Annotated in this window: 9 protein-coding genes; 2 read left to right on the top strand and 7 right to left on the bottom strand. The window is 36.0% G+C overall.

Annotated elements, in window-relative coordinates:
- Positions 1-9 precede the first annotated feature (9 nt).
- Together AC07N0_RS20115 and AC07N0_RS20110 are read left to right on the top strand one after the other, a co-directional pair.
- Positions 10-5,835, top strand: coding sequence for a carboxypeptidase regulatory-like domain-containing protein (locus tag AC07N0_RS20115; protein WP_494590718.1), 5,826 nt, complete (start codon positions 10-12; stop codon positions 5,833-5,835).
- A gap of 13 nt (positions 5,836-5,848) precedes the next feature.
- Positions 5,849-7,972, top strand: a complete 2,124-nt coding sequence (locus tag AC07N0_RS20110) for a fibronectin type III domain-containing protein (RefSeq protein WP_494590717.1) — start codon at positions 5,849-5,851, stop codon at positions 7,970-7,972.
- A gap of 241 nt (positions 7,973-8,213) precedes the next feature.
- On the opposite strand, the gene AC07N0_RS20105 is transcribed toward AC07N0_RS20110, so the two are convergent.
- The 7 genes from AC07N0_RS20105 to AC07N0_RS20075 all read right to left on the bottom strand — a co-directional run bounded on the left by AC07N0_RS20105 (position 8,214) and on the right by AC07N0_RS20075 (position 21,346).
- Positions 8,214-9,506, bottom strand: coding sequence for a DUF4861 family protein (locus AC07N0_RS20105; RefSeq protein ID WP_494590716.1), 1,293 nt, complete (start codon positions 9,504-9,506; stop codon positions 8,214-8,216).
- Positions 9,507-9,776: 270 nt separating this feature from the next.
- Complete coding sequence (locus tag AC07N0_RS20100; RefSeq protein WP_494590715.1) at positions 9,777-11,723, bottom strand: glycoside hydrolase family 97 protein; 1,947 nt, start codon at positions 11,721-11,723, stop codon at positions 9,777-9,779.
- Between the two features lie 100 nt (positions 11,724-11,823).
- Positions 11,824-13,749, bottom strand: a complete 1,926-nt coding sequence (locus AC07N0_RS20095; protein ID WP_494590714.1) for an alpha/beta hydrolase-fold protein — start codon at positions 13,747-13,749, stop codon at positions 11,824-11,826.
- Positions 13,750-13,842: 93 nt separating this feature from the next.
- The gene (locus AC07N0_RS20090; RefSeq protein WP_494590713.1) at positions 13,843-14,919 is read right to left on the bottom strand and encodes an esterase; all 1,077 of its coding nucleotides are present in this window, start codon (positions 14,917-14,919) and stop codon (positions 13,843-13,845) included.
- A 74-nt stretch (positions 14,920-14,993) separates the two neighbouring features.
- Positions 14,994-16,109, bottom strand: coding sequence for an alpha/beta hydrolase-fold protein (locus tag AC07N0_RS20085; protein WP_494590712.1), 1,116 nt, complete (start codon positions 16,107-16,109; stop codon positions 14,994-14,996).
- Positions 16,110-16,238: 129 nt separating this feature from the next.
- Positions 16,239-19,640 carry a VCBS repeat-containing protein gene (locus tag AC07N0_RS20080; protein WP_494590711.1) on the bottom strand — a complete coding sequence of 1,134 codons (3,402 nt, stop codon included), beginning with the start codon at positions 19,638-19,640 and terminating at the stop codon, positions 16,239-16,241.
- Between the two features lie 149 nt (positions 19,641-19,789).
- Entirely contained in the window at positions 19,790-21,346 is a 1,557-nt protein-coding gene (locus tag AC07N0_RS20075) for a RagB/SusD family nutrient uptake outer membrane protein (RefSeq protein WP_494590710.1), read from the bottom strand.
- Between the last annotated feature and the right edge of the window lie 11 nt (positions 21,347-21,357).

Below are 21,357 nucleotides of genomic sequence, written 5' to 3'. Positions count from 1 at the left end.
TTTAACTGTATGAAAAAACTATTACTTAAAGGATGCCTAATCTGTCTGTTGATGGGTTTGTTTACAAGTTCTTTTGCACAAATTAACGTTAGTGTACAAGTGCTTCCTCCATATCGGTACCGTATAACCGATTATGCGTCGCACCCTGAACAGGTTATGATTACTGTGATGAACACTAGTACTACCGAAAGACGCATTCAGCTTTTAGCAAGTATTGCGGGTGATAACGGCGTCGAAATTCATAGCAGTTTGTCTTTCCGAAGTGGGAGCCCAATCGTCGTGCCAGCTGGTGGATTAGTAGTGCTGAATGCAGGTGACTTTTCATCATTCTTAGATTTCGAAAACCTCATTTATACAGGCATCACGAAAAATGAAGCCATCAGGGGCAATGGACTTCCTGAAGCGAATTATAGGTTGTGTGCACGGGCCTATGATTATGATAATAACTTACCACTGAGTGCTGACCAACCAAATGGTTGTAGTAATTCTTTTAGTATAACCAGTCTTGAACCGCCAACGCTTATTTCTCCGTACAACGAGCAAATTGTGATAGCATCAGGTACACAGGTACTTACTTTAAATTGGAGCACGCCCCCAGGGGCACCGCCAACTGTAATGTACCGTCTCAGGCTAGTAGAGATTGTAGGAAACTTAAATCCTAACGCTGCAATGCAATCTGCTTCTACACCATTCTTTTTTGAAAAGGAAGTGATGGGGAATATGTACATCTATAATCCAGGCGACCCGATATTAGTGGCAGGACGAAGATATGCCCTTATGGTACAGGCTTTTGACCCTACTAATGCTATTACTTTCCGTAACAATGGACAAAGTGCCGTTATCGGTTTTACATACAGTGCACCAATACAATACGGTACAACTCCTACAATTAAAACTCTACCCACTGCTACCGTTGCTACTAATGTTCAGGTTAAGATAGGAGGAACCGTTAACTGGGCTTTCGATGCCTCGGAAGCGACCGATGAAACAGGAGGGACACCATTGGTATCCACCGCATCAATCATTGAAACCTCACAAGAAATTGTGCCATCGTACAAAGCAGATAGAACTCAGTATCCTTTAAAGGGGGCTGTGGTAATTTTGTATGTGCCTCATTTAGGCTCTCGTTTACAGTCTAGTCCGCTTGGAAGAGCTATGACAGATGCTGAAGGTAAATATGTCATGCCTCCTATTTCAAGTAAACAATGGGAGATAGTAAGAAATCCTTATATAGAAATTTCATCGCCCGAAGGTTTTTTCAACACTATCACTAGAGAAATCGAAGTTCCTAAAGCGGGAGTAGTTGCTATGAATGTTGGGCTTGATGTAGTAACTGCTAATACTATGCAGATAGCAGCAAACGTAGTTAGGCCAACCCTGACTGGAGCGGATCAGGTGTCTGTTAATATCTTATTGAATACTGCTACTTGGAACAAATACAGTTTTTTAAAGAGTGTGAACGCTAGCCTTGAGCATACACAATATAACGGTAAAGATTATGTAATTCTAACTACGCTTAGGTCTGGGAATGCTTATAAAAAGTTGTTTTTAAGTCAGGTAGATGTAAATTATGTTGCACAAGTAAATGTTACCAATAAGCCACCTGTTTATTACCCAATACAGCAGGTAAGAAGTCTCTATGCTCAAAAACGTATTGTAAGTATTAAACGCAATTTCTCCTATAATCTTAATAACACGCTTGACGGTACTATCACCTTCAAAAACAAAGGGAGAAGTGGCGTAAGGATTACAGCTACACTAAACCCTTCGGATGTATCAGGGCCTTTACCTAACCAAGCTTTAGAAACTGTAACAGACTTTTTTGGATATTACAGCTTCAATTTGCCAGATTTGAAAAAAGGGTCTGTTATTAAGTTAAGTATTACAGACCGCACCATTCAAGATATACCTTTTTCTGAAGAAACAATATATAATGGCACTACGCCTTTTACCAAGAACATTGTGCTGAAAAATATTTACCAAAGTGTGGTAGGGCGATTGGTTGACAATAATAATTTCCCAGTAGCAAATGCCATGGTAAAGGTTATTGGTACTAATATAAGTACTAAAACCACGGCAGAAGGAGTATATTATTTAACAACGCTGGCAGGTAGCTCTTTAGCACTAGAATTTTCTGCGGATGGGTATAACAGTGGCAATGTCACGGTTAATATGGGTAGTCAGGATGGGCTAAAGACCTCTGGTTTATCTCCAAGCGAATGGCAGAGCAAAATGGCTGGAAAGGCTAGTATAAAAGATTGGATGACCCTAAAAAAAATCCAAGACCTTACTGCCGATAACTTAGGTATTGGAAGTGGGAATCTGTTTGACGTATATAGTTTATTATTTATAGAACAAACTGATATACAAAGAGTTGTTGATAGCGGAAACAATACTATTAGTAATTTGAATGGTATGGTTAGGCTGAATATTAAACTTAACGGGCAGGCTATTAAGGCTAAAATTAGCATCAACAGTACAGTCAATCAGGATGTTCCAGTAGGAGCCCCCTTTCAGTATAGCAATACCCCAGGCAATTATAAATTTGCCATTACAGCATTGCCCGACGATAAGCCTTTTACCCCGTTCCTTGGAGAGTTTAATTTAATAAAGGGAGGTTTAAATGATATTAATATTCAGTTGCAGGATGGCGTGAGGATAAGTGGTAAGATTGCGAATAAAAAAACAGGGATTGGACTAGATTCGGTAGTAATATCGGTGGTTGGAATGCCCTATACTAGTAGCACTGATAAGAGTGGACAGTATGTGCTTTATCTGCCTAAAAACGAATCTTTTACGTATAGCTTTCAACGTCGAGGTTATTATAAATTAGATAGTGTAGCTAAAATTACAGAGTCATCTACGTTTAATGTAGGATTGGAAATAATCGACCTTTCTATTCCCAAAATCACCACTCTTGCTGGCTACCCAGTAGTAATTACCAAACAATTACGCACCGCAGATGCTAATTATAGCATCACAGGTACTTTAACCGTCGCTTCAAACGCATTATTTAGGATTGAAGGTGATACTAAAACACTGACTTTTAAAAATGTAAACGTTAGGATGGGAGCAAAGACAGGGAATGCAGAGCCTATTGCCGATATTAATTTTGAAGAAGCAGTACTCAAAACAACGATGTTTGGCTTTGCACCCGTGGAAGTACAAGGGATGCCCTTTCTACAACTAAAAGCTAATGCTCAGGGTAATTATTCATCAGGTATCATAGGGGGCAATCAACTAGTATTGAAATTAAATGAAAGTAGCGTTGTCAGTAAGTTGCCTGTTAAACTAAATGATGCCATAATAAAGGATGGAGCTAATACTAATAATATTTTTAATGCTGTATTTTCAGCTCCAAGTACAACCGTTAGTGAATTAACTACCGAAAGAAGCTTTAAAGTCAAATTTTTGGATGCAAACTATGATTACACAACGATTGTATCTTTGCTTACAACTAGTAGTACTCCAACCAGCTATGTAGAATCAAAAGTAGGTAGTATTAGTAGCCTTTTTATTGATAGAAACTTGGCATCGTTAACCAAGGCTGGCATAGATTTGAACGGATACTTCCAGTTTCCGAAGACGATAGCCATTGATTTGGCAGATGGCGGAAAAATAAAGCTAGAGAAATTCTTAATAAGCTCCGACTTTTCTCTGGGACTGATTAAATTCCCAATAAGTGTAGAAAAACCGCTGGTTGCAAACATGCAAAAGGTGGTGTTGAAACTTACTAAGTTAGAACTGAGCGGTCTTGGTTCAGCTAACGTGGGAGTAACAATGGGAGGTTCAATCGCCTTGAAAAAACAAGATGCTGCTGGAAAAGATGATGATGGTGTACTTACCATTAAAACTTTATCTATCATTAATATGAGAGGTGAGCAAACACTTTCTGGAAGTTTCAACCTGCCAGCAAAAGGGTTAAGCATCAAATCGTTGGTATTTACCACACCAGGTAATACGTCTATCGATATGAGTTATAGTTCGGCAGACAAAAGCTTTAATTTTACAGCTTCTGGTTTGTTAGACTATAAAAAAGACGGTGCTACCAGTAGTAACTCTCCGCTAACAAGTATTTTTCCCGTCGAAATACAGAAATTTCAGCTGAGTACCAAAGACTGGGCCGTATTTATGGCCGTTAAGCCAAATATTAAAATTGATTTGAAAGCAGTTAAGATTAGTGTTGACCGCTTTTTGGTAAATATCGGCTATGGCATGACCATGGATAAAATGAATAGCTATTTGGTTAATACTTCTGCTAAGACAGAGGTATCTACTGGACCTGCTAGTACCCCATTCGATGAAGCACAGGGTTCGTGGGCTGTTGGTATCGCTGGGGGTGTGGAATTTCCTATCAAAGGCTTTAAAGCAAATGTAGCAGGGTCTATCTTGGTGGCGAATACAGGAAATGGAATTGATGTAAGGTTGAATGAAATAGCCCTTGCCATCGAGAATCCTACCTTTAAACTAACATCCACCATAAAAATAGCTTATAGTGGGGATAGACAAGGCTTTGAAGGTATTGCTAAAATGACGACTCTTAGCAAAGTCTTCGATGCAAACTTTAAGTATTATAGCCTAAGTAAGGGTGGATTTGAATTAGGGGCAGGCATTAAAGCAACCGCAGGAATCATTACGGGGCCAATTCAATGGCATAGCATAGGTGGTGGGTTTGATTTTAATACTGGTACAAATGTATACAGTGTATATCTGACTGGTGATATTGGCCCAACTGGTACACCTAAAGATGTAGCTTACCTCAAGGACACCAAAATCAATGTATTGTTTGATGCCAATAATTGTGGTGGCACTCCCGTAATTGAAGGAAGAGCTACCCTAAACATGGAGAAGAAGGACTGGGGTAATATGACCATGAAAGTTGACTTCTGTAAAAAACTGTTACTAGTAACGGTTGATGGTAATGTTCCTTTAATGACAGGTTTAGGCAATGTAAATGTAAAAGGAGTATTATTTGGCTTAGGACCTCAATCAACATCAAGTGGTGCATTATTCTTGGCAGTTAATGCTAATTTAAGCACTTTGGGTGATATGCTCAATGGCAATGCTTTTATAGCATTAGGTATTAATTACAATAATACAGATGCTGATTCTCCTGCTGAAGCAAGAAATATGTTCGGTAATATTAATACTTCCGCTTTAGAAAATATACAAACAGGAACAAAGGATGTAAGCATGCCTGTATATAAAAATGTAAACTTAGGTTTTATTACCATCCCAATGTTTATGGGGTTTGATATCGTGAAAGTACCTACTTATACGCCTTATTTTAATGCAATTTACGTTAAAGGTTCGTTAAATATGCCATCAAAAAGTGGGGGCTTTAATGTAGGTATAAGCGGTTTCAAAGCATTTGGTTTCAATTATGGTTTCGGGGGGTCAGGTAAAACTGAAATGTACTATAAATACAATAATAAAACGCTGTTTGCTACCGCATCAATCTCTGCTTATGCTAATGCTTCAGCAAGTATTATGGGTTTCTCTTTGTATGGAAATGCAAATGCTAACATTAATATAACAGGTGGATACGACGGTAGCTGGTATTTAAACGGCAATGCTAGCCTAGGCTTTAGTTTGTACAATGATAATAGTGTGGGTTGTAATAGTATAAGAGCTACATGGGTGGAATGTTGTTGCTCAACATGGCATCATCCTTGTTGTGGCAACCCCTTTAGAAGTTGTTGCTACGATTGGAGCTGTACTAGCTCAGTGTGTCTTGGTTATCCAAGTGTAGGATTTAAAGTTTGTAAAAATCTTTCAGCATCTTTTGCTTATCGCCAAAATAAAGGGACACAAGTTAATTTCAATTTATTGTAATAGTTAATCAGACATGAAAATATACATATATTTCTTCCTAATAGCCATGTTTGCTCTTTGTCAAACAGTAAAGGCTCAGGCTATCGAGGATGCTGGTCATAGGTTATCGACCGCTACTTCTCCAGCTGGTAATTACATTTATTTACTTGGCTCGGAAGACTTATTTTCTAAGGATTCATCATTGCTTCAAAACATCGATTATTTCATTATTGAAAGAACCGCCTACGATGCCCAGAACCTTGGTAAATCTGAGAAGCTCTTAAAAAAGATAGGTACTGCACAGGCAGTATCTTCCGAAAAAGAGTTAGGAAGATTGCTCTCTTCATCGGCTATTGATGAAATGAAAAAATACTATAATCTAGCTTCAGATAAAGAGCTGGTTACTTATTTTCAAACACATCAAACCGCAGCATCTTATTCGCTATTTTACAAAATTATTGAAACTCGTATAGCTGCTGGGCAAGTATTTTTTGATAAAGATGTTAATAAAGATGACCTTGTAATTTATAAAGTAACACGTGTTGACAAGGATAAATCTCAACGACCATGGGGATACTCCATTGTACAAAGCAAAGTAGGTAATTATACTTTAGATTACGTAAAACCTATCAAAAAAGGAGTACTTGCAGCCGATAGCTCTGTGGCTATTACTTGGCAAGTACCAGTTGATGACGACAGGGTTACGATGCTTTTCAAACCAAAAATAAAACTTACTGTCGATGTAGACGGTACTGTTTTTAAAATGCCATTCCCCATCAAAGAATTACGTGCAAAGATACATTTGTTAAAAAATGGGGAATATGTAGATGAACAACAAATGTTCCCTGTATTAAACACCACAGGCGACAGTATTTCTTTCACTTACTATAAAAAAACAGTAAGTGAAGAACAAATAAGTGCCTATATTACTTTGCAGGATGAAGTCTATAATCAAGGTTCACCATCGGATACCGTGAATGTATTTTCCATTACTGAAAAAATTGTACCCCTTATTTATGGGATCAATGTAACTGATATTACAGATGGTATCAGCGTTTCTTGGAAACAACTTCCCGAAAAACCATATTTGACAGGTATCGAGATTATCCGTTATGATAGTCAGGATAAGGCAGATTCATTAGGCGTACTTTCAGTTAGCGATACCTTATTTACTGATTATGCCATACAGGTTGGTCAACATTATCGCTACCAAGTAAAAGCTTTATTTTTACCTAGTACAGGAGTACAACAGCGGATAGCGGCACAAGGTATTGGCACTTACACAAAGTTTTCTAAACCTACAACGCCTTATAACCTTACAACATTGCCCGAAGGCAAAGATGTACGTTTAACTTGGGATGCTTCAGATGCCCCGTCATTTTTTGGGTATTATGTTTACCGAGGAACATCGCCTAAGCATATGGGAATAATTGCAGGCCCTATTAAAACCAAGACCTATTTAGATACAGCTCAGTCATTAAGTGGTCGAAGTCGATATTATTATGCTGTTTTAAACCAAAATCTTCGTCAAGATACGAGTGCTTACAGCAATGTAGCTGATATACGACCACTTCGTAAACTTAATATCACGCCACCACCAGATTTGCATTTTTACTCCGTAAATGGCAAACTGGATATTAGTTGGAAGGATACTCGTACTCAAGATAATATCGTAGAATCTTATATCTTAGAAAAGAAGAAAAAAGGAGATGCCACGTTTACAGTACTTAAAGTATTGCCTAATAGCGTTAGCTATACTGATAGTGATATACAAGCAGGTATTATTTATGAATATAGAGTAGCAGCTGTAGCCGATAACAGCGAAATCAGTCCTTTTAGTGATACAGGAGAATTTATGCTTCCTAAAAAAGAAGTGGAGACTGTGAACGTATTTTATGTACGAGCGGTGCCAGAAGGAGTGGTAGTAAGTCTACCTCAAATGGAATACCCTAATCGTAAAGCCTATAATATTTATAGGCGTGAGGCAACAGGAGGGACATTTGTAAAAAAAGGAACAATAAGTTCATCCACGTTTTCTTTTATAGATGATAAGGTGACACCTAATACTGTGTACATATACACGATTAGCGTAACTGAAATTGACGACCGTGAAAGTGTGTTTGGGGATTCTATTTCAGTAAGAAGTAATGCTAAATAGGTAAGTTAAGCCTCTGTTTTACGTATTTATAGTTGCTAATTTACAATATACAAATAAGCATTGGAAATAGAGTAGGGGATGTTAATTTATAACTTATCCTTAGCGAGGGACTTAAGTCCCTCGCTAAGGATAGTGGGGCTATTGTTATATGATGTTTTCTTAAAATGAAGAACTTAATAACCCTGTATAAGATAGTAGCAATAGAGTAGGGGATAGGGACATTATTGTAATCCTTCTACTACTATTGTACCTTGGTTGTTACCTCAATATTTAGTTGAGCCATCAATTTCTTTAAATATTCTTCGAAACAAGCAGATGTTTTGAAACAGTCATCCGCTAATTCCCAACCTCCAACAGCATAATATTTAAGGGGTGTTCCATTTTTTACTTTCAACTTACCATAATAGCTCAAAGCAAAAGAACCAGTTTTAGGTGATTCGCCATAACCTTGGTAAGTTTCTAGCGGTAAAATAATGGCTAGACCTACAATAAACTCTTTGTTATAAGTTTGGGCATCGTGTGTGTACAAGGCCACAAACTTTCCTTGCTTGATTTCAGTTACAGGATGATTAGTCGCTACTTTGGATAGGCCAATTACCAAGGTTTCATCACCTTTGAGTCCAGCAAACTTAACCGTATTTTGGTAGGCATACATCCCTGGCCAGATAGTCGGATTTTCTAATAATTGGTATGTTCTATCAGCAGTTGGCTTCCAATTATGATAGTTTAAACTAATTTCAGACTTTACAACTCCTTCACTAGCAATTTTAAAATCGGTAGCTTCAATATTATGAACAGTATCATTGGCAGTTACACCAACTCTGTAAAGTTGATTATTGATTAATAATCCCACGCCACCAAGTCCAACAGATAATCCTTCTGTATTACCAGCAGGCAAAATATCGCGTCCCCAGTCTTTCAATACATGATAATTGTCTTGTACAGCACCTGTTTCAGAAATACCTACATTTTCAGGAGAAATAGCAGACGTCCTTTTTCCAAATAAATCCTTAGCATTTCTACCATCTAAATAATGACGAAAAGCTACTTTATCATTTTCCCATGTTGGGCCATCTGTTTGATAAGGCTGATAGCCAATTAATTTTGGTAATTGATTTGCATAAAAAGTATCGCTAGTTTTAGGTTCAACAGGAGTGTTTTTTGAACTTCTTTTCCCAAAACGAACGCTTGTTTTGATAGGGTAGCTAGGTTGACTAGCAATCCATTTTACAGATAGTTTCAAGGTTGTTTTTTGAGGAATATCAGCCACAAAAAATAGCTCATCCCAATTTCCATCTCCATCTAAATCATTTAATTGTGAAGGAATTTCCTTTCCTTTTGCATTGATAATTTGTGGAAAAAGTTGATTAGCAATTTTAGCAGTAAAACTCTTGCGCTGAATACTAATAGGTTTCTCGACTAAATCTGTAGTTGATGGATTCGTTAAAGATATATTATTTATATGCTTATTATGCTGAGCCAGTGCATTAAAAGTAATGATTGAGGTAAGGGTTAATACAAAAAGTCTTTTCATATATGTTGTGGATTTTTATAATTTTAATTTTATCGGTAAAAATAAATCCATTCGCTTTATTTCCAACATCATTTCAAACTATTTAATCCTTACAGATTTTTGTAATAGGCTTTTACTTGTATAAAGTAGATAATTAATGTTTTGTATATTATTTAACATAATAATAATTATAAAACAAAAAAATAAATATTTTTTAACATTTATTCAAATTTCAAGAGTACTAATCAAACAAGAAAATAGTACTCTTGAAAAACGTATTACTATCTAAATTTATTCGAACACAATCACAAAACCATCATTTCCTTTTAAGGTAATATCTAATTCGCCATCAGAAGGAATTGTTATATTGCTTTGTTCAAAAGAAGGCTCATTAGCTACTTCATTTTTACCTGTTTTGATTAATTTACCTTTCTTATTTTTGAAAGAACTCAAGTCTAAACTAAGGGGCTTCTCCATATTTTCTCCATTAATGCCTGCTACATACCATTTCCCAGCAGATTCTCTTGCTACAACATACAATTTACCGGGATAGCCATCAATAAATTTAACGTTGTCCCAAGTATCTGGCAAATTTCTCAAAAAGTCTTTTACATACTCAGGTATGTGTTTCATCCCTTCTGGACGTTCGGCATAATGTTGTATTCCCGATAAGAAAACTACAGATGTTGCTAATTCAAAAGCTGAGGTAGTTACACGTTTTATACGAGGTATTTTGTATAAGTTCATGGGTGTAAAGTCCATTGGGTCGAAGGCATTACGAACCATCGCAATCATTACCGAATGCTCTGGAGCTTTATTAGCAGCATACTGCGAAAAAGTTATCATTTCGTAGCCATCAACAGCCTCAGTAGTCATGAGGTTAGGATAAGTACGGTGCAAGCCTCGGGGCAAAGTAGCTCCATGAAAGTTGACTAATAAATGATAGGTAGCGGCATCTTCCAATATATCCTGATAATAGTTAATCATAGATTGTCCGTCACCAGCAAAAAAATCAATTTTAACACCTTTTATGCCCATTTTTTGGATTCTGCTAAATTCTTCTACTCTGCTTTGGTGAGTAAGTAGTTTATCTCTTGGCGTAAATTTTACTGTATTCCAGCTACCAGCCGAATTATACCAAAGCAGTAATCCTACATTTTTTGTTTTACCATAGTCTGCCAATACTTTTACAGAATCATAGCCAATGGTAACATCCCAATTGGCATCTATCAAACAGTACTGCCATTTCATATCGGCAGCAAAATCTATGTATTTTTTCTGTGCTTTATAAACGGTAGAATCGTCTTTGTCTAAAATCCAACTCCATGATGATTTACCGGGTTTAATAAAGTCAGCATCCATTTTTTTAGCAGGCAATGCTAAGTCTGTGCCTAAAGTTGACTCTGAGATGGTTTTTAAATTTCCTATTGCGATGATTCTCCAAGGAGTTTTCCAAGGTAAAGCTGATTCAGGGTTTAATGTTGCCGTGCCATTTTTGAATACTTCTGGGCTTTGTGGAAAGTTTATTTTGTATTCGCTATCTGGCGATTTTTGTTGTAAAGCCGTACCACAGTAAGTTCTGTCTAACGCTGCTTCCGTTATCAATAACCACGTGTTGTTTGTTTTGAACAAAGCTGGATATATCCATCCATTAGGCCCAGGTGATGATTTACCTGTAGGAATATCTATTTCATAATGCGCTTCGTAAGAAGGATTGGTATGTTCAAAACCTGTTTGAGCTTCTGTTTTGGGTTGTAACCAAGCTCTTGATCCTTCGTTAAAATGAAAGCTAGTCGCTTCTGCAACAATCTTTTTAATATCAGTAGATTTTTCAGGAAACTCATAACGAAAAGCCACACCGTCATTTGATGCTCGAAAGACAATATTCATCTTTTTGCCCGATGCCGTTTTGGTTTCCCATACTTTTTCAGTGGCTATATACGTAATATGGCTTTTTTTAGCGGTACTTATAGCATAACTATCTTTCACTACTTTAGGGACAGACGATTTTATCAATTGTAGATTTTTTGAGAAATCTTCATCTTCACGTATTATCCCCAATTTTGAATTACGGAGTACCGTTTCCCCCTTATATTCGATACTATAGGATGCTTGTTTTACATCACAAGTTACTACAATGTTCTTATCAGGACTTGCCACTTGAGTACTGGCATTTTGAGCATTACTGGTTAAATAAAATAAGCTCAATAATATTGAAAAAAATATTTTGTGTTTCATTTTTAATAGATTGACGAGTAAATTATCCTTGTTATTTCGGAATGATTTACTCAATTATCAATATCCAATATTCCTTTACTGGATATTGATAATTTAAAATTTACTTAAATAATACTTGTGAAAATTGGAAAATATCATGTCGCCAAACAGGCCAAGTATGTCCACCTGCATATTCGCTGTATTTGTATTTGATACCCATTTCATCAAATTTGCCCAACATTATTTTACAATTATTGTATGCTATATCCTCTTTGCCTCCCATCGAAACCCACAATTCTTTAAGGTTAGTATTGATTGTTGTAGCATTATTTTTCATAAAATCATACTGAGGATCTGTTAGTTTAGGGTTATTTGCCCACCATCCAGAACTGAATACACCCAAATACGAAAACATATTAGTATTCTTGATGCCTGCATAAAGTGTTTGTAAACCTCCCATCGAAAGACCTGCCAAAGCTCTATGTTGGGCATCGGTTTCTACTTTGAAATTACTTTCTACAAAAGGAATAGCGCCATTTTTTAATTCATTTTCAAAAGCCCGTAATTGTGCTTCACCAAAATTGGCTATGCCACCTTGCCCACCAACATTACCGTCGAGCATGGCAATTACCATTGGTTTAGCTTTTTGCTCAGCTATCAAGTTATCTAGTATTAGGTCGGTACGGCCTTGTGTAGCCCAACCTCGTTGGTCTTCGCCACCCCCATGTAATAGGTACAAAACTGGATATTTGTCAGTTGATTTGTCATACCCTGGCGGAGTATAAATGTACATTTCACGCCATGAGTTACTGGCTTTTGAGAAATATTTTTTAATGCGAATATCACCATGAGGCACGTCTTTCAACGCATAAAAACCTCCTTCTTTATAAGGAATTTCAATGCCACTTGCTTGGCGACTCATCCCATAAAACGTTTCACTAGCAGGGTCAACAAGGGCTACGCCATCTATCACTAATGAATAATAATGAAATCCACGACTGATAGAATCGGTTGTAACATGCCACACACCACTGGTATCTTTTACCATATCGTATTTTTTACCTAAATCAATTTGCACTTTTTGGGCATTCGGTGCTTTTACTTTAAAAACTACACGATTGTCGGGCAGAATCTGAGGATACTGACCATTACGAATATTCGTGCTGGCAGGAGTACCTAAAATAGTATATTTATTAAAAGATGAAACATCAACAGGTTTGAACAAAAACTGTGAATACATATACAGCCCATTTTTCCAAACTTTGAAATCGTGTACACCAGGCTCAATATAGTAAATATGCGGTACATCGTTTTGGTATAAATAATCGTGTGTACGTTTGCTAAAAGAAAGCAATCCGTCGTTATCGCCACACGAAATCCAAAGGAGTTTAAGTTTCTTTTTAGCCTCTTCAGGGTTGGGCACTAATTCTTGTGGAACTTTGGTATTTGGAGCAGATGAAAAACCTCCCACCCATGCAAATTTGTCTAAATTCCCCAACCCAAAATTAAGCGATTGCCCCCCACCCATTGAAAGCCCAGCAATCGCACGGTTTTCTCTGTCTGTTAAAGTTGGATAGCTTTTTTCAATAAAAGGAATGAGGTCGTTCAATAAATCTTTTTCAAAAGTAGCAAAAGCCTGTACTTTATCAGGAGCCATAATATTGCCAACGGCACGGTCGTCTTTCATCGCACGTCCATTAGGCATTACCACAATCATCGGTTGTATTTTTCCTTCAGCATATAGATTATCTAAAATTACTTGAGGTTTACCACCGTTGAGCCACTCTTTTTCATCACCACCGATACCATGTAAAAGGTATAATACAGGGTATTTCGTTTTTTTATTAAAACCAGGCGGCGTATATACTAAGGCTTTTCGAGTACTACCTACGGTTTTAGACTCATACTTTATAGTATCTAATTTACCTGTAGCAATCCCTGTTCTTACTTGGTCGAAACCTTTAGGGCCTTCTTTTTCTATTTTCTGTGCAAACACCATAAGGTTCATCAGAAAAAATATAGAAAAACATATTATTGTTTTTTTCATATTTGTATTATTAAAAGCTTAATTATGTTGTTGTTTTAGACTAAATATATAAGTTGTCTCAGCGTTTTCTACTTGAGTAAAAGAATGATATTTTTATTTAAAGAGTTGTGGTAAAGAGTTGGCTAAAAACAACTTACAGTTCATCCAAGTATGCCCACCCGATACGATAAGAGGAGCTATTTTGATTTTCTTTTCTTCAAACATAGCAATGTTCTGTTTTACACTTTCGTATAAAAAATCTTCAGTTCCAACGCTAATCGTAAATAATTTTAATTGCTTATTTATTTTTGTAGCATCTGGATTCCAGTCAGTAAAATTCTTTTTAAATTCTTCCGTTGCGGTATATGGTGCATAAGAACACACATAAGCGAATTTATCCGTATTAGTAAGTCCAATATTAAGCGTTTGTCCTCCCCCTACCGAAAACCCAGCCACTGCACGATGTTCATTATCTGTTAGTACAGAATAATTGTTTTCTACATAAGGAATGATATCATTGATAACATCTTTGGTAAAGTCTGACATTGGGGCTGGTCTGACATTACCATAGGGCATTACAATAATCATGGGTTTAGCTTTTCCTGTTGTTATGAGGTTATCAGCAATGAGGTTTGCACGCCCCACCTTTGTCCATGTTTCTTCTGTATCAGAGCCACCATGTATCAAGTATAAAACTGGATATTTATTGCCAGAAAAAGCGTCATATCCTGGAGGAGTATACACAAGCAATTGTCGAGTAGTCCCTAAGGTTGATGATTGATAATAGCAATAATTAATTTTGCCATGAGGTACATTTTGAAGGGAATGAACAAGGGGTTTATCGCCTTTAATATCTACGATACTTCGCTTGAATCTTTCGTTGGCAAAGATATACGTATTGTTAGGGTCTGCTATTTGTACACTATCTACAAAAAAACTATAAGGATATATATCTGGTTTAATAGCGGGTACAGTTACACTCCAAATCCCCGAAGTATCCTTTTTTAATGCAACAGGGTTGGCTAAAAATTCACCAACAAGCGTGACTTTCTGTGCGACTTTAGAAAAATACCTAAAAGTAACACTATTATCAGCGTGTACATCTGGTGAACTAATTGACGGCGGTCGTTGTGCTAAAACCGTAACAGTAGAAAATAACAAGACTTGAAAGAGGTAATTTATTCGTTTCATGATTTTGATTCGTTTGAATACTTTAGATAATTGATTCAGAATTATGCTATACTTTTTGAGAGGCTACTTTTTTGTTATTTGAACAATAATGGTAGTGTTTCATTAAGATATTTCTTCACATTCATCCAAGTATGACCGCCATCGTTGATATATTTTTTGTAGTTTATGTTTTTAGCAGACAAATAGTCCATAAACTCTACAGCTCCTTTGTATAAAAAGTCTTCATTACCAACACTTGTCCATAGTAATTTTAATTGCTTGTCAGTATTTGACGCATTACTAGTTATATGTCCGAAACTTTTATCCATTTCTGCTGGCGAAAGGTATGAGCTATAGCTACAGACCCAAGCGAAGGTATTCATATTGTTAAATGCTGTTCTTAAGGTTTGTCCTCCCCCACGAGAAAATCCGCCAATAGCACGACTCTCACGAGTATTTTCAGTATGATAATTATGCTCGATATGAGGTAATATGTTTTTTATCAAATCATTCTCAAAGTCTTTGGCACGTTTCACCGCATCAGCATCATCACGTACTACAGGGTCAGCAGGTTTTTGACCACCTAATTGTTCTGTTAGTCTGGCTGCTATATTTCCATAAGGCATTACAATTATCATCGGTTTTACTTTGCCTTCAGCTATCAAATTATCCATGATGAAGTTTACTTTTCCTACTTTAAAAAAAGTTTCTTCAGTATCTGTAGTTCCACTGATAAGGTAATAAACAGGATACTTAATCTTGGAATTTTTAGCATATCCGGGAGGAGTATATACTACTAACGAACCTGTTGTCCCTGAAATCGAAGGATAATATTCGTAACTGACAGTACCATGTGGCACATCTTTGATAGCGTGCATAGAAGGAGGAGTACTTGGAATTTCTACAAGACTAGCCTTAAATCGTTCATTAGGAAAGAATGCAACATTGGCAGGATCCATCACTGTAATGCCGTCAACTTGGAAACTATAAGGATAAATGTCTGGATTAACAGGGCCAACAGTCACACTCCAAATTCCCTGAGCATCTTTAGTCATAGATACAGGAGATTTTTCAAACTGTGCATTCAATTTTACATCTTTTGCCAAAAGAGACTGATAACGAAACGTGACGGTTTTATCAAGATTCACCTGTGGAGAAATCACCAAAGTCCCACGTGGTGGTTGAGCAAAAACGTTGCAATAGTTAATCATTAAGCTAATAAGAAAAAAAAGTAATCTCCTGCTTTTCATTGTCTGGATTTTTAATGGTATTTACTCAAATATTTGAAACGATGTTCTATTTATGATAATAGAACCATCTTGGTACGCTTTACATAATAATTAATCCCTCGTACTACTTTGTGAAAGATATCCCGATCCAACGTATTTTTCCTGTTTCCTTTTTTTGTTTGTAACAATGCTATTTTTTTCGTCCTGCTGTACAAATGAAAGTAGTTTGTTATTAATCTGAGAAACTAAGTATAAACTCTTCCCATCTTTCAAATGAAGTTGAGCGATTCCTCTTGCATCGCCCTTTACAAAAAAATTACTCTTTGTTACAGATACATTTTTAAAATTCCCTTTGCCATCACCTTGTAAATAATTTCCGATACCAGCGTCATATCTACCCGTAAGTACTTCTGTACCATAGTCATTGCCCACTGATAAAATGTCTAAATTCCCATCATCATTAAAATCTTTGATGAGTGTACCGTACATAACAGAAAATTGTGCTTCAATGGGTAATGGTTTTAGTTCAAAATGTCCATTGCCTTTATTTTCGAGATAGGAATTGGTAAAAGTGTAAGCCTGTAATTTCGCAATATTTTTCAAATCTGCGGGAGGAAGTACTTTGTCGAAAGTAGTTTCGCCATACTCTTTAAATGTTTTAAAACGTCTCCTCATAGCAATTAACTGGTCTATCAACGCACCTCTTGGATGTACTAAATATTCCTTGTCTTGATTATAAGCTGTGAATAGAGGGTCCATGATAGTATTATCATCAAAATCTTTGTAGTATACACTAACAGGTTGTGATTCAGAGGCTTTCATCTTTGTATTTAGTCCTAAGTTGCCTACAATATAATCTGTATCACCATCATTGTCAAAATCTCCACCAGAAATACTGTTCCACCAGCCATTAGATTTTTCTAAACCTTTGGGTGCCATTTTAGTAAATGATTTCCCTTGATTATTCTTATAAATACAAACGGGCATAAATTCACCAACCACCATTAAATCCATCCACGTATCGTTATCATAATCTGTCCATAAGGCAGCAGTTACCATTCCGCAAAGGCTTAAATCTTGTATGGCAGGAGCAATATTATTGAAATGCCCTTTGCCATTATTTTGAAATAAATATGATTCAGGCGTTAATGGGTATTCTGTTGAACGGACTCTACCCCCACGGAAAATATCCAAGTCTCCATCTTTATCAAAATCACAAGCATTAATGCAAATACCACTTGATTTGGTAACAGGCAAATAACCCATTGAAGGTTTAAAATTCCCTTTTCCATCGTTGAAATATAGTCTGTCTTGATACTTTGTATTGTTGGTAGTAAATTCTGAGCTTCCACTCACACAATACAAATCGAGGTCTTTATCATTATCAATATCAATGAGCAGTACGCCCATATCTTCTTCTGTTTTCTCTGTAAAGTATTTTTTATTAAATTTTCCATTGGCGTTTTGTAAAAAGAAAGCTCCTTGTTTATGAGCCGAACCACCCACAAAAAAATCTTCTAAACCATCATTATTGATGTCGCCTACCGCAATACCCCCTCCTAACTCAGAATGTTTATGCTGTAGTGTATGCTGAATTAAGAAATCGTTATAGTCAAATTCTTCTGAATTCCAGTCGATATGATATTCCTGAGATACTTCTTTAAAAGTGTAGATTTCATCCTTCGGAAGTTGCTTTGAAATAGGCAAAGCATTGTTTTCACTTACAATCAATACTCTGTCTGAGGTAATATTTTTTATTACTTGCTCTTTGCCAGAACCCCATGTAATTTTTAAACTATCAATTTTTGAAGCATTTCCCACACCAAAATGGATAAAATCTTCGACGGTAGATTTATAGCCTCTAATCGTTTGATGTTCTGCAAACTGATATTTTCCTTGATACCAAATATTTACTTTTGCTCCGAATGCACTTCTGTTTGGGCTATTACCTTGTAATTTTAGCCTTAAAAAATGGTTATTGACAGATGAGGCATCTTTGTTTCTATCCATCAATTTATTCCGATAAATAAAAGCTTTATCATCAATATTATTCATGACTAAATCTAAATCACCATCATTGTCAAAGTCAGCATAAGCTGTGCCGTTTGTATAGGAAGCATCACCTAATCCAAAAGATTTTGTTGCATTCTCAAACTGTAAATTACCTTTATTCTTAAATAAAAAATTGGGCTTTTTTACACCTGTCAATGTTGCAAAGGCTTCTTTCATCTTTTTTAGCCTATCTTTAGGATTGTCAATCCTTTCAAAATCTCTACGATAAACGACGAAATCTAAGTCTGTTACATCTAAACGATACCCATTAGTAATCAATAAATCTCTTAAGCCATCGTTATCAAAATCAGCTAATAATGGACTCCAAGACCAATCTGTTGCTGCTACTCCTGACAAGTATCCGATGTCACTAAAAGAACCATTTCCATTATTAATTTGAAGTACATTTCGCACATATTGTGGGTAAAATTTCTTTCTTAAATTATCTTGAAATCTATCGTACTCAATATTCATAAACATTGTTTTTTGTCGGAGGTTATCCTCTGGAAGCATGTCCAAAACCACCAAATCATTTAAGCCATCGTTATTAATATCGGCCATATCTACCCCCATAGAATTCTGAGATAAATGTCTGAAATACTCATCTGTTTTATTACTAAATGTCCCGTTTTTGTTATTAATGTAAAGGTGATCATTAGAGAAAAAATCATTGCCTACAAAAACATCTGGATAACCATCTTGATTAATATCATTGATAATTACGCCTAAGCCCCAACCATCATCCACAATTCCTGCTTGTTTTGAAACATTTTTAAAAATAGGTAAGCCTTGTTTGTTATTACCTTCATTCCTAAATAATTTATCTACTCTTCGCCCCGATGCATCCTGATGTTGTCCAATACTATTATTTCTATTATACCCTTCCATCGCATTTGTTAACAAATACATATCCAAATCGCCATCTAAATCATAATCAAAAAAAGTAGCCTGAGTACCATAAGAATCATCGGCTAAGCCTACCTCTTTAGCTGATTCCTTAAAAATTGGAACACCATCTTTATCATTTCCTTGATTGATAAATAGTAATTTGAGGGCTGACTTATCTCTGTTAGGATGAATAGTAGAAAGATAAATATCCAATTTACCATCTTGATTGATGTCTATCATCGCCACGCCAGTACACCATGATTTTGTGCTAACATTCGCCTTTGTAGTAATATCTTCAAATTCAAAGTTTCCTTTATTCAGATAAAGTTGAGAACTCACCTGATTACCAGCAAAAAATATATCAGTTAGTCCATCATTATTTACGTCACCCACACCCACACCAGCTCCATTATAGATATACTCAAACTCAAGTACATTTAACGAATCTGTGACTTTAATTTCATTATTAAAGGTAATATTGGTATGATTAGCACTTACCTTTTCAAATAAGGTGTCTTCAGAAGTACAAGCACCAAGCAAGAGTAAAAAAACAATGAAAAAATGATATTTCATGATTGTGGTTTTTATGTAAATCAATTACCTCTAATATATATACGATTACAAATACCTGTTGTATGAAACAATTAATTTTCAATAAGTAGTTGTTGAAGTTCAACGACTACTTATTGAAAAAATAAATGTAAGTCAAAATATATTATATCTTAATATCCAGGATTATTGCTTTTTATATTTGGATTATTGTCTATCTCAGTTTGAGGAATAGGTAATAATTCATGCTTATTAGCAACAAAATATGTAAAAGGTTCTTTTTTCAATTTCCCTTGTTTTCTCCAACGAACAATATCCTTAGCTCTCAACCATTCTGCTGAAAATTCTACTCTTTTTTCATGTTGAATAGCAGTCATCACTTGTTCTTTGGTACCCACTGGATAATTTTTAGTTGGATAATTCGGCATTTGTACATCAGCACGATTGCGAAGCTGGTTTAAAAGTGCTACTGAAGCACTGATATTTCCTAACTCATTTTCACATTCAGCAAGATTGATCAAAACCTCTGCATAACGCATTATTCTCATATTTATGCCATCTAAATCAAAAAACCCATCGGCATTTTTATATAAGCATGAATACTTTCTCCAACTAATTTTTTGTTCAACCCCATCTAAAATTGATGTATTACCTTGAACAGGATAATCAACCTCTAATCTGCCTTTCCCTTGATTAATCAAGTCTCCTTTAAAATATAAGGTGAAACTCATACGAGGGTCTCTTTTTGTATCTCCTTTTTGTGTACGCTCAAATTCATCAATAATCTCATTAGATGGAATAAGGTTTCTCCAACCTACGGCAGAATATTCTTGATGACGAATAGATGATCTTTTTGGACTACTTCCTGCAATATTATCACTATCGCCGTTATCCCAACTCATCCCATTTTTACTATCAAAACCAACTTCAAAAATAGACTCCTTATTATATTCAGTTTCTTCAAGGAAATTATCTAGGTAACTATCTGTTAAACCAAACAAGCCTGACGAAACAATCTTTGTTAGTTCAGTTTTAGCAGCAGCAAAATCGCCCTTGAACATCAAAACCCTAGCTAACTCAAGTTGTGCAGCATGTTTTGTGGCACGTCCTAAATCTGCACCAGTATAGGATGACGGCAAATCAGCTTGTGCTTCAGTTAAATCTTTAATTACTTGTGTAAAAACTTCATCTTGTGTATTTCGAGGTTTAGCATCGGTTGATTTTGTAGCAGTGGTTGTATAAATAGGTACACCACCCCACATAGTACTAAGCTCATAATATGCCATCGCTCTTAAGAATTTCGCTTCAGCGACAATTCTTTTTTTCCTCGTCTCATCCGTTGCATTGAATGTTTTAACGTTATCTTTGGCATCAATGACTACGTTAGCACGGTGAATCATACGAAAGAGACCAGTCCAAACAGCACCTAAAACAGAATTAGTAGGTTGATGTACACCAGTTAGCATCTGAGCACGAGGTGCTTCTAATTGCCCACCACCCGTTGCAAAATCATCACTACGTAAATCATTCGTAAAAAAGTATTCTCTTCCAAAAAGGTTTGAGCCTGTCAAAAGACCATACACAGCACTAACGCCTGATTCTAATTCGGTTGTATTTGAAAAATAACTATCGGTGGTAAGTGAGCCTGGGTTTGTTTTATTCAACTCATCATTACACCCAAAAGCAATGCTAAGTGATAATACTCCTATGAATATAAGGTTCTTTTTCATTTTCTTTTAAT

Source organism: Arcicella sp. GW821-FHT09D11, from assembly GCF_059416265.1.
The sequence above is the reverse complement of the archived record's forward strand: the minus strand, read 5'-3'. Positions and strand labels throughout refer to the sequence as shown.

Coding starts and splice junctions, on each gene's coding strand:
- AC07N0_RS20115 (WP_494590718.1), top strand. CDS start 10: ATGAAAAAACTATTACTTAAAGGATGCCTAATCTGTCTGTTGATGGGT.
- AC07N0_RS20110 (WP_494590717.1), top strand. CDS start 5,849: ATGAAAATATACATATATTTCTTCCTAATAGCCATGTTTGCTCTTTGT.
- AC07N0_RS20105 (WP_494590716.1), bottom strand. CDS start 9,506: ATGAAAAGACTTTTTGTATTAACCCTTACCTCAATCATTACTTTTAAT.
- AC07N0_RS20100 (WP_494590715.1), bottom strand. CDS start 11,723: ATGAAACACAAAATATTTTTTTCAATATTATTGAGCTTATTTTATTTA.
- AC07N0_RS20095 (WP_494590714.1), bottom strand. CDS start 13,749: ATGAAAAAAACAATAATATGTTTTTCTATATTTTTTCTGATGAACCTT.
- AC07N0_RS20090 (WP_494590713.1), bottom strand. CDS start 14,919: ATGAAACGAATAAATTACCTCTTTCAAGTCTTGTTATTTTCTACTGTT.
- AC07N0_RS20085 (WP_494590712.1), bottom strand. CDS start 16,109: ATGATTAACTATTGCAACGTTTTTGCTCAACCACCACGTGGGACTTTG.
- AC07N0_RS20080 (WP_494590711.1), bottom strand. CDS start 19,640: ATGAAATATCATTTTTTCATTGTTTTTTTACTCTTGCTTGGTGCTTGT.
- AC07N0_RS20075 (WP_494590710.1), bottom strand. CDS start 21,346: ATGAAAAAGAACCTTATATTCATAGGAGTATTATCACTTAGCATTGCT.